Origin of the sequence: Streptomyces huasconensis (assembly GCF_021028635.1) — a bacterium.
Lineage (GTDB): Bacteria > Actinomycetota > Actinomycetes > Streptomycetales > Streptomycetaceae > Streptomyces > Streptomyces huasconensis.
Genome location: NZ_CP086119.1, coordinates 5999415 through 6010000, shown reverse-complemented (window position 1 = coordinate 6010000; position 10586 = coordinate 5999415). Strand labels below are relative to the sequence as shown.

Sequence of the window (10586 nt, the reverse complement as noted above, 5' to 3'; positions counted from 1 at the left end):
GCGCGGGCTCGCCGACGTCGCCGACGGAGAGGCCGTCCACGTACACGTATCCGGCCTGGACCTTGCCGACGATCTTGGCCTTGCCCTCGACGAGGTCGACGACGACGCCGTCCTCGGCGATGACGATGCGGTCGTGCGGGACTCCGGTGAGGGCGCCCAGCTCGGCGTTGGCGCGCAGGTGGCGCCATTCGCCGTGGACCGGCATCAGGTTCTTGGGCTTGCAGATGTTGTAGAAGTACAGCAGCTCGCCGGCCGAGGCGTGGCCGGAGACGTGCACCTTCGCGTTGCCCTTGTGGACGACGTTGGCGCCCCAGCGGGTCAGGCCGTTGATCACGCGGTAGACCGCGTTCTCGTTGCCCGGGATGAGCGACGACGCCAGGATCACCGTGTCGCCCTGGACGATGCGGATCTGGTGGTCGCGGTTGGCCATGCGGGAGAGCGCGGCCATCGGCTCGCCCTGGGAGCCCGTGCAGACCAGGACGACCTCGTTGTCCGGCAGGTCGTCGAGCGTCTTGACGTCGACGACGAGGCCCGGCGGGACGCGGAGGTAGCCGAGGTCGCGGGCGATGCCCATGTTGCGGACCATCGAGCGGCCGACGAAGGCCACTCTGCGGCCGTACTCGTGGGCGGCGTCCAGGACCTGCTGGATGCGGTGCACGTGGCTGGCGAAGCTGGCGACGATGATGCGCTTCTGGGCGCCGGCGAAGACACCTCGGATCACGTTCGAGATGTCGCGCTCGGGCGGGACAAAGCCGGGGACCTCGGCGTTCGTGGAGTCGGAGAGGAGAAGGTCGATGCCTTCCTCGCTCAGCCGTGCGAACGCGTGCAGGTCGGTGAGGCGGCCGTCCATCGGCAGCTGGTCCATCTTGAAGTCGCCGGTGGCGACGACCATGCCCGCGGGGGTGCGGATGGCGACGGCCAGGGCGTCCGGGATGGAGTGGTTGACGGCGATGAACTCGCAGTCGAACGGTCCCAGGTGCTCGCGGTCGCCCTCGACGACCTCGAGCGTGTACGGACGGATGCGGTGCTCCTGGAGCTTCGCCTCGATGAGCGCGAGGGTGAGCTTGGAGCCGATCAGCGGGATGTCCGGCTTCTCGCGCAGGAGGAAGGGGACACCGCCGATGTGGTCCTCGTGGCCGTGCGTGAGGACGATGCCCTCGATGTCGTCGAGGCGGTCCCTGATGGACGAGAAGTCCGGCAGGATCAGGTCGATTCCGGGCTGCTCCTCCTCGGGGAAGAGCACTCCGCAGTCGACGATCAGCAGGCGACCGTTGTACTCGAAGACGGTCATGTTGCGGCCGATCTCGCCGAGGCCGCCGAGCGGGGTGACCCGCAGGCCGCCCTTCGGGAGCTTCGGCGGGGCGCCGAGTTCAGGATGCGGATGACTCAAAAGACTCTCCTCACCACGCGCGCCACGTACCTCCGGGGCACGTGGCGCGTATGACGTTCGTGCAGTAGCAGTTGTTGTTCGGGACGTATTCAGTTGTGAAGTCTGTGGCTACAGCTGTACCCCGCCGGCGGCGAGGTCGATCTTGAGCTGTGCCGTCTCCTCGGGCGTCAGCTCCACCATCGGCAGGCGCAGCGGGCCCGCGGGGCGGCCCTGGAGGGCGAGTGCCGCCTTCGTCGTGATCACGCCCTGCGTGCGGAACATGCCGGTGAAGACGGGGAGCAGCTTCTGGTGGATCTCCGTGGCCTTCTGGACGTCGCCCGTCAGGTGCGCTTCGAGCATCGCGCGCAGCTCGGGGGTGACGACATGGCCGACGACGGAGACGAAGCCGCACGCGCCGACCGACAGGAGCGGGAGGTTCAGCATGTCGTCGCCGGAGTACCAGGCGAGGCCGGAGCGGGCGATGGCCCAGCTGGCGCGGCCGAGGTCGCCCTTGGCGTCCTTGTTGGCGACGATGCGGGGGTGCTCGGCGAGGCGGACGATCGTCTCGGTGTTGATCGGTACGCCGCTGCGGCCCGGGATGTCGTACAGCATGACCGGCAGGTCGGTGCTGTCCGCGATCGCCGTGAAGTGCCGGAGCAGGCCCTCTTGCGGGGGCTTGTTGTAGTACGGCGTGACGGTCAGGAGGCCGTGGGCGCCGGCCTGCTCGGCAGCGCGGGCCAGCTCGATGCTGTGGCGGGTGTCGTTGGTGCCGACGCCCGCGACGACGTGGGCGCGGTCTCCGACGGCGTCCAGTACGGCTCGTACGAGATCGTTTTTCTCCGCGTCACTGACGGTCGGGGACTCACCGGTGGTGCCGTTGATGACGAGGCCGTCATTGCCTGCGTCCACCAGGTGGGCGGCGAGCTGCTGCGCGCCGTCGAGGTCGAGTGCGCCGTCCGCCGTGAAGGGCGTGACCATGGCGGTGAGGACCCTCCCGAAGGGGGTCTGCGGAGTGGAGGTCGGAGCCATGGGTAACACGCTACTCGCTGCTCAGCGCGGGGTCTGCCCTCGGGGGACGTGAGGGGGCCTGTCACGTGAGGACCCGGCACTGCCTGCTCGGGGGTTCAGGCAGTGCCGGGTCCGTTTGATCAGGCTAGATGAACTTCACGAAGTGCCGCAATACGGACACTTCGCTCCGCACATCCGTACATCAGTGCCTTACGGCGCCACGCGTCCGTTCTTGTTGAAGGCCGCATGGGTGAGCGGCATCAGTTCCGCCCAGTGCTGCTCCATCTTCTCGCCGACCATCTCGATCTCGCGCTGCGGGAAGGAGGGGACCTTGGCCAGCTCGTGCTGCGTGCGGAGGCCAAGGAAGTGCATCAGCGAACGGGCGTTGCACGTCGCGTACATCGACGAGTAGAGGCCGACGGGGAGCACCGCGCGGGCGACCTCGCGGGCGACGCCGGCGGCGAGCATCTCCTGATACGCCTCGTACGCCTGGCGGTAGGAGTCCTCCATGACGCGGCCCGTCAGCTCCTGCTGGGCCTGTGTGCCCTCCACGAAGACGTACTTGCCGGGGCGGCCTTCCTGGACCAGCTTGCGGGACTCGTCGGGGACGTAGAAGACGGGCTCCAGCTCCCTGTAGCGACCCGATTCCTCGTTGTACGACCAGCCGACGCGGTGCCGCATGAACTCGCGGAAGACGAAGATGGGGGCGCTGATGAAGAACGTCATCGAGTTGTGCTCGAAGGGGCTGCCGTGGCGGTCCCGCATCAGGTAGTTGATCAGCCCCTTGGAGCGCTCCGGGTCCTTCTGGAGCTCGTCGAGGGACTGCTCGCCCGCCGTGGAGACACGGGCGGCCCACAGGACGTCGGAGTCGGTGGCGGCGTGCTTCACGAGCTCGACGGTGACCTCGCTGCGGAAGCTGGGCTTGAGGTCTTCGGTGGGGGTCTCGCTCACAGGCGGGGGTCCTTCCATGTGCATCACTCGGGCGGCGCCCACTCTATGGCCCGGCACCGACAATCCGCCGTTCGGTGACCCGCCACGACATTCTTCGACTAATTTGCCGAAACGGGGCACCTTTTGGGCGATTCGATCGTCTATCGAGTCAAGAGAGAACGTTCGAGACCCGTGAGGAGAAGCGCGCCCCATGTTCCGTCGGCGAGAGCCCGTCCCGTTCGCCTTCATCGCCGAAGCCGACAAGTTCCGCAGCAATGTCACTCCCCCACCCCGTGAGCGCGCGTCGGCCAGTCAGATCGCGGGCCGTGCGCTCATCGGTCTGACCGTCGTGGCCGGTCTCGTGGGCTCCCTGCTCTTCGGGATGCCTGCCATGTCCCCCGATCAGTCACCCGCCCGGACGCAGCAGTCCGAGGCCGCGGACGGGCGCTGACCTGGCCGGTCCTGAGCACTCGTCCGGCCCCCCAAGGGTGGTGGCGCGGGGCACGGCTCGGTAGCCTCACCGGGCACAGCCCCTGCGTGGATCGAGTGAGGATCAGCCCGTGCCCCTGCCTTTCCTGACCGCGGATCGCGCTTTCGACGACGCGTCACTCGATGCCGCGCTGCCCTTCGAGGACCGCGACCAGTGGCGGCGCCCCTACCGCCCCGGTCCCTGGCGGGTGGGCGTCGCCGCGCTTGTGCTGCTGCTCGCCTCTTATGTCCTCTTCGCCTCTGTGATCATCGCGTTCGCGGAGTCGCTCGCGGGCGCGGCGCTCTGCGCGGGGCTCGCGGTGCTCTGCATCGCGGGCGCCCTGCGGCTGCTGCGCGTGGGCACCTGGGTGAGCGCGCGTGGCGTGCGCAGGGTCCACTTCCTGAGGACGCGGACGGTGCCGTGGGCGCAGGTCGAGGCCGTGCGGACCGCCCAGCAGCCGGTGCGGTGGCTCGGCCTGCCCCGCACGGTGCAGGGGCAGGCCCTCATCCTCGTACGCCGTGATGCGGCGGGTGACGGGCAGCAGTTGTTGCTGACCGATCGGAGCGCCGACTTCCTGGCGCGGCACGAGGCGTTCAACCGGGCCGCGGACTCCATCGAGGTGTGGGCCGACGAGTACCGCGTCACGGCCTGAGGCCGCGGGTCCGGGCCGCTCCGTGCGTGAGGCGTTCTCCGGCCGCTAGACGTTCACCGGCTTGCCCGCGTGCAGCGCGATGGCTCGCTGCATGGCCTTGCGGGCGCGGGGGGTGTCCCGCGCGTCGTGGTAGGCGACGGCGAGGCGGAACCAGCAGCGCCAGTCGTCCGGCGCGTCCTCCGTCTCGGCCTTGCGGCGGGCGAAGACCTCGTCGGCCGAGTCGCGGTCGATACGGCCCGAGGGCGTGCGCCTCAACTCGTCGACGGGCAGGCCGCCTTCGGCCTCCAGTTCGGCGGCGAGGCGGTTGGCCCGCTGGACGAACTGGGTGTTCTTCCACAGGAACCAGACGCCGATGAACGGCAAGATCAGCACCGCCACCCCGAAGGTGACGGTCAGCGCGGTGCCGTGCTGTATCAGGAGCACGCCGCGGCTGCCGACCAGGACGAAGTAGACGACCAGGACGGCAGCCGTGACGGCGTAGGTGATCTTCGCTCGCATGGGGTCCGCTTCCCGGGTCAGCCGAGGTCCAGGAAGTGTTCCAGGCCGAACGTCAGGCCCGGAGTGCTCACCACACGGCGCACGCCGAGCAGGATGCCCGGCATGAAACTGCTGTGGTGCAGCGAGTCGTGGCGCACCGTCAGGGTCTCGCCCTCGCCGCCGAGCAGGACCTCCTGGTGGGCCAGGAGGCCGCGCAGGCGCACGGAGTGGACCCGCACGCCGTCGACGTCCGCGCCGCGGGCGCCGTCCAGTGCCGTCGTCGTGGCGTCGGGCTGCGGGTCGCTGCCCGCTTCCCTGCGCGCCTCGGCGATGAGCTGGGCGGTGCGCGCGGCGGTGCCGCTGGGAGCGTCGGCCTTGTTCGGGTGGTGCAGCTCGACGACCTCGACGGACTCGAAGTAGGGCGCGGCGATCTGCGCGAACTTCATCGTCAGGACCGCGCCGATGGAGAAGTTCGGGGCGATGAGCACGCCCGTCTCCGGGGACGCCGCCAGCGAGGTGCGCAGCCGCGCGAGGCGCTCGTCGGTCCAGCCCGTCGTGCCGACCACGGCGTGGATGCCGTGGCCCACGCAGAAGTCGAGGTTGTCCATCACCGAGTCGGGATGGGTCAGCTCGACCGCGACCTGGGCGCCGGTGTCCACCAGCGTCCGCAGCTCGTCGCCCCGGCCGAGTGCGGCGACCAGTTCCATGTCGTCGGCGGCCTCGACGGCCTTGACGGCCTCGGAGCCGATGCGGCCCTTGGCGCCGATGACCGCCACGCGCAGCTTGCTCATGTCCTTCATTCCTTACGTCGGTCCCTTGCGGGGACTGCGCTACCTACGCGACCGCGTCGTGGAGGCGGGCCGCCTGCTTGTCCTTGAGGGGGCCGATGGCCGCCAAGGACGGGCGGTGGCCGAGCACGTCGCGGGCCACGTCACGGACCTCGTCGGGGGTGACCGCCGAGATCTTGGCGAGCATCTCGTCGACCGACATGTGCTCGCCCCAGCACAGCTCGCTCTTGCCGATGCGGTTCATCAGGGCGCCGGTGTCCTCCAGGCCGAGGACGGTGGAGCCCGCGAGCTGGCCGATGGCGCGCCCGATCTCGTCGTCCGACAGTCCGTGCTCGGCGACGCGGTCCAGTTCATCACGGCAGATCTTCAGCACGTCGTGCACCTGGCTGGGGCGGCAGCCCGCGTACACACCGAAGAGGCCGGTGTCGGCGAAGCCCGAGGTGTACGAGTACACGCTGTAGGCGAGGCCCCGCTTCTCCCGCACCTCCTGGAAGAGGCGGGAGGACATGCCGCCGCCGAGCGCGGTGTTCAGGACGCCCAGCGCCCAGCGGCGCTCGTCGGTGCGGGCGAGGCCCGGCATGCCGAGGATGACGTGGGCCTGCTCGGTCTTGCGGTTGATGACCTCGACGCGGCCCGCGGTGCGCAGCGCGCGCGAGCCCTGGCGCGGGGGCATCGGGGTGGCGTCGGTGCGCGTGAGGGCGCCGGCCTTCTCGAAGGCGGCGCGGACCTGGCGTACGACCTTGTTGTGGTCGACGTTGCCCGCGGCGGCGACGACCAGGCGCGTCGGGTCGTAGTGCTTCTTGTAGAAGCGGCGGATGCGGTCGGCGTCGAGGGCGTTGATCGTCTCCTCGGTGCCGAGGACCGGGCGGCCGAGGGGGGTGTCGCCGAGCATGGTGTGCGCGAACAGGTCGTGCACGCAGTCGCCCGGGTCGTCCTCGGTCATCGCGATCTCTTCGAGGATGACGCCGCGCTCGGCGTCGACGTCCTCCTGGCGGATCAGGGAGCCCGTCAGCATGTCGCAGACGACGTCGATGGCGAGCGGCAGGTCGGTGTCGAGCACGCGTGCGTAGTAGCAGGTGTACTCCTTCGCCGTGAAGGCGTTCATCTCGCCGCCGACCGCGTCGAGCGCGGAGGAGATGTCGAGAGCGCTGCGCTTCTTGGTGCCCTTGAAGAGGAGGTGCTCCAGGTAGTGCGTGGCGCCGTTCAGCGACGGGGTCTCGTCGCGCGAGCCGACGCCGGCCCAGATGCCGAAGGTCGCCGAGCGGACGGAGGGCAGGGTCTCCGTGACGACGCGCAGGCCGCCGGGGAGAGTGGTCCTGCGGACCGTGCCGATACCGTGCTCGCCCTTGATGAGGGTTTGGGTACGGGCGACGGCCCGCGCCTCCGAGGAGGTGCGGGCCGTCGTCGTGGTGCTACGCGACGTCACTTGTCGGTGTCGTCCTTCTGGTCGGCGGCCTGCTCGTCGCCCTCTTCGCCGTCGATGACGGGGATGAGGGAGAGCTTGCCGCGGGAGTCGATCTCGGCGATCTCGACCTGGACCTTCTGGCCCACGCCGACGACGTCCTCGACGTTCTCCACGCGCTTGCCGCCGGCGAGCTTGCGGATCTGCGAGATGTGCAGCAGTCCGTCCTTGCCCGGCATGAGGGAGACGAACGCGCCGAAGGTCGTCGTCTTCACGACGGTGCCCAGGTAGCGCTCGCCGACCTCCGGCATGGTCGGGTTGGCGATGCCGTTGATCGTGGCGCGGGCGGCCTCGGCGGCCGGGCCGTCGGCGGCACCGATGTAGATGGTGCCGTCGTCCTCGATCGTGATGTCGGCGCCGGTGTCCTCCTGGATCTGGTTGATCATCTTGCCCTTGGGGCCGATGACCTCACCGATCTTGTCCACGGGGATCTTGACGGTGATGATCCGCGGGGCGTTCGGGGACATCTCGTCCGGGACGTCGATGGCCTCGTTCATCACGTCGAGGATGTGCAGACGTGCGTCACGGGCCTGCTTCAGCGCGGCGGCCAGGACCGAGGCGGGGATGCCGTCGAGCTTGGTGTCGAGCTGGAGCGCGGTCACGAACTGCTTCGTGCCGGCGACCTTGAAGTCCATGTCGCCGAAGGCGTCCTCCGCACCGAGGATGTCGGTGAGGGTGACGTAGTGCGTCTCGCCGTCGATCTCCTGGGAGATCAGACCCATGGCGATACCGGCGACGGCGGCCTTCAGCGGCACACCGGCGTTCAGCAGCGACATGGTGGAGGCGCAGACGGAGCCCATGGACGTCGAGCCGTTGGAGCCGAGGGCCTCGGAGACCTGACGGATCGCGTAGGGGAACTCCTCGCGCGTCGGCAGCACCGGCACGATCGCGCGCTCGGCGAGGGCGCCGTGGCCGATCTCGCGGCGCTTGGGGGAGCCGACGCGGCCGGTCTCGCCGGTGGAGTACGGCGGGAAGTTGTAGTTGTGCATGTAGCGCTTGCGCGTCACCGGGGAGAGCGTGTCGAGCTGCTGCTCCATGCGGAGCATGTTCAGCGTGGTGACACCCAGGATCTGGGTCTCGCCGCGCTCGAACAGCGCCGAACCGTGCACGCGCGGGATGGCCTCGACCTCGGCGGCGAGGGTGCGGATGTCGGTGACACCGCGGCCGTCGATCCGCTTCTTCTCCTTGATGACGCGCTCACGGACCAGGGACTTGGTCAGCGAGCGGTACGCGGCGGAGATCTCCTTCTCGCGGCCCTCGAACTGCGGGAGCAGCTTCTCGCCGGCCAGCGCCTTGACGCGCTCCAGCTCGGCCTCGCGCTCCTGCTTGCCGGCGATGGTGAGCGCCTGGGCCAGCTCGGTCTTGACCGCGGCGGTCAGGGCCTCCAGGACGTCGTCCTCGTAGTCGAGGAAGATCGGGAACTCGCCGACCGGCTTGGCGGCCTTGGCGGCGAGGTCCGACTGGGCCTTGCACAGGAGCTTGATGAAGGGCTTCGAGGCCTCGAGACCGGCGGCCACGACCTCCTCGGTCGGCGCCTCGGCGCCGCCCTTGACGAGCTCGATGGTCTTCTCGGTGGCCTCGGCCTCGACCATCATGATCGCGACGTCGCCGTCCTCCAGGACGCGACCGGCGACGACCATGTCGAAGACGGCGTCCTCGAGCTCGGTGTGGGTCGGGAAGGCGACCCACTGGCCCTTGATGAGCGCCACGCGCGTGGCACCGATCGGACCCGAGAAGGGCAGGCCGGCCAGCTGCGTGGAGCAGGAGGCGGCATTGATCGCGACCACGTCGTACAGGTGGTCGGGGTTGAGCGCCATGATCGTCTCGACGACCTGGATCTCGTTGCGCAGGCCCTTCTTGAAGGAGGGACGCAGCGGCCGGTCGATCAGGCGGCACGTGAGGATCGCGTCCTCGGACGGGCGGCCCTCGCGGCGGAAGAAGGAGCCGGGGATCTTGCCGGCCGAGTACATGCGCTCCTCGACGTCCACCGTGAGGGGGAAGAAGTCGAGCTGGTCCTTGGGCTTCTTGGACGCGGTGGTGGCCGAGAGGACCATCGTGTCGTCGTCCAGGTAGGCCACGGCGGAGCCGGCGGCCTGACGGGCGAGGCGGCCCGTCTCGAAGCGGATGGTGCGGGTGCCGAACGTGCCGTTGTCGATGACGGCCTCGGCGTAGTGGGTCTCGTTCTCCACTGTTCTCCTACGTGTCTACGTTTCGTCTTCTCGCCCCTGGGCCCGTGTGGCCCGGAGGCGGCGTCCCGTGTGTCCTGCGTGGACGTGTGCCCTGCGTGGACCGGGACTGTGTGGAGAAGCGCGCCGTTTGTGCGGGCCGGTCTTCGATCGAAGCACCCGGGACATCTCCCGGGGGCCACTACCGAGGACCGGCGGCGGCGAGGTGCGCCTCTCCCTCATGGGGTTGTGCTCGTACCCACTGGGGGGTACGGATTCTGCTCGTACCCACGTATGGGTACCCACGCACCTGTGAGGGTGCGCATCGTGTCACCAGACTACAAAGCGTCGGTGACACCGCGCACGTACAGCAAAGGGAGCGGCCCCCTTCGAGTGCTTCGAGTGGGAACCGCTCCCTTCACGGCGACTTACTTGGCGCCCGCCGCACCGCGACGGATGCCGAGGCGGTCAACCAGGGCACGGAAGCGCTGGATGTCCTTCTTGGCCAGGTACTGGAGAAGGCGGCGACGCTGGCCGACCAGGATCAGCAGACCACGACGGGAGTGGTGGTCGTGCTTGTGCGTCTTGAGGTGCTCGGTCAGGTCCGAGATACGGCGGGAGAGCAGCGCGACCTGAACCTCGGGGGAGCCGGTGTCGCCCTCCTTCTGGCCGAACTCGGTCATGATCTGCTTCTTCGTAGCGGCGTCGAGCGACACGCGTACTCCTCGTGATGTCTTCGTGTGCCTCCGAGTGCCCCTGGTCTACATCTCAGGGGAGCTTCCGGGACTCGGGAGGCGGGGATGGGCCGTCGGGCGCGGGGTCCGGCCATCGAGGGCCGGGAGCGCAGAAAGACGGTCGTCACACAGGGTACCAGTCGGCTTGCCCGGCCCCGACCGCGCACCCCGGGTGGGGGAACCCGCCGTCAGCCGCTGCTCTCGAATCCTCTCATCAGCGGCAGGCGGGGACCGTCGTCCTCCGCTCGTGCGACCCCGGTCGCGGAGAGGAAGATCCGGCCGCGCTCGTACACCACGTCGGGAGGTTCGAGGGCGGTCACCTCCGGCACGGAGGCCTGCCCGAAGAGCAGCAGGATGGTTTCCTCGCCCGACTCGGGATCGAGGCTGACGGCCGCGGAGGGTGAGCTCGCGGCTTCCCGGTAGGCGATGACTTTCCCGCCGCTCATGCGCAGCGGGAACATCGGGTGGCCGGGGCCCTTGACGACATCGGCGATCCCCTTGGCCACGATCTTGTCGGTCGCCCACAAACCGG

The 10586-nt window shown here is 69.2% G+C and carries 11 protein-coding genes (1 of these 11 only partly in view); 2 read left to right on the top strand and 9 right to left on the bottom strand.

From position 1 onward, the window contains the following. The 3 genes from J2N69_RS27400 to thyX all read right to left on the bottom strand — a co-directional run. On the bottom strand, positions 1-1390 hold the 5' portion of the coding sequence (locus tag J2N69_RS27400; RefSeq protein WP_127911229.1) for a ribonuclease J. Its footprint begins 296 nt before the window's first position; the window shows 1390 of its 1686 coding nt (coding positions 1-1390); its start codon is at positions 1388-1390; its stop codon lies beyond the left edge, outside the window. A 108-nt stretch (positions 1391-1498) separates the two neighbouring features. Continuing rightward, the gene (dapA, locus tag J2N69_RS27395) at positions 1499-2398 is read right to left on the bottom strand and encodes a 4-hydroxy-tetrahydrodipicolinate synthase (RefSeq protein ID WP_230903078.1); all 900 of its coding nucleotides are present in this window, start codon (positions 2396-2398) and stop codon (positions 1499-1501) included. Between the two features lie 189 nt (positions 2399-2587). After that, positions 2588-3328 (bottom strand): FAD-dependent thymidylate synthase, encoded by a 741-nt coding sequence (gene thyX, locus J2N69_RS27390; protein ID WP_127911228.1) that lies wholly within the window; start codon positions 3326-3328, stop codon positions 2588-2590. Between the two features lie 190 nt (positions 3329-3518). Between thyX and J2N69_RS27385 the strand changes: the two genes are divergently transcribed. Continuing rightward, the gene (locus tag J2N69_RS27385; protein WP_127911227.1) at positions 3519-3758 is read left to right on the top strand and encodes a hypothetical protein; all 240 of its coding nucleotides are present in this window, start codon (positions 3519-3521) and stop codon (positions 3756-3758) included. A 109-nt stretch (positions 3759-3867) separates the two neighbouring features. Next, complete coding sequence (locus tag J2N69_RS27380; protein WP_230903077.1) at positions 3868-4428, top strand: PH domain-containing protein; 561 nt, start codon at positions 3868-3870, stop codon at positions 4426-4428. A gap of 45 nt (positions 4429-4473) precedes the next feature. Here the strand turns inward: J2N69_RS27380 and J2N69_RS27375 are convergent, their stop codons facing one another. The 6 genes from J2N69_RS27375 to J2N69_RS27350 form a co-directional block, all read right to left on the bottom strand. After that, on the bottom strand, positions 4474-4926 hold the full coding sequence (locus tag J2N69_RS27375; protein WP_127911226.1) for a tetratricopeptide repeat protein: 453 nt from the start codon (positions 4924-4926) through the stop codon (positions 4474-4476). Positions 4927-4943: 17 nt separating this feature from the next. Then, on the bottom strand, positions 4944-5696 hold the full coding sequence (gene dapB / locus J2N69_RS27370; protein ID WP_230903076.1) for a 4-hydroxy-tetrahydrodipicolinate reductase: 753 nt from the start codon (positions 5694-5696) through the stop codon (positions 4944-4946). Positions 5697-5739: 43 nt separating this feature from the next. Further along, on the bottom strand, positions 5740-7119 hold the full coding sequence (locus tag J2N69_RS27365) for a M16 family metallopeptidase (protein ID WP_230903075.1): 1380 nt from the start codon (positions 7117-7119) through the stop codon (positions 5740-5742). After that, the gene (locus tag J2N69_RS27360) at positions 7116-9344 is read right to left on the bottom strand and encodes a polyribonucleotide nucleotidyltransferase (RefSeq protein WP_230903074.1); all 2229 of its coding nucleotides are present in this window, start codon (positions 9342-9344) and stop codon (positions 7116-7118) included. The genes J2N69_RS27365 and J2N69_RS27360 overlap by 4 nt, the downstream gene beginning before the upstream one ends. 404 nt (positions 9345-9748) lie before the next feature. Further along, complete coding sequence (gene rpsO / locus J2N69_RS27355; RefSeq protein ID WP_030363216.1) at positions 9749-10036, bottom strand: 30S ribosomal protein S15; 288 nt, start codon at positions 10034-10036, stop codon at positions 9749-9751. Between the two features lie 206 nt (positions 10037-10242). Then, positions 10243-10560, bottom strand: coding sequence for a hypothetical protein (locus tag J2N69_RS27350; protein ID WP_230903073.1), 318 nt, complete (start codon positions 10558-10560; stop codon positions 10243-10245). Positions 10561-10586: the final 26 nt, after the last annotated feature.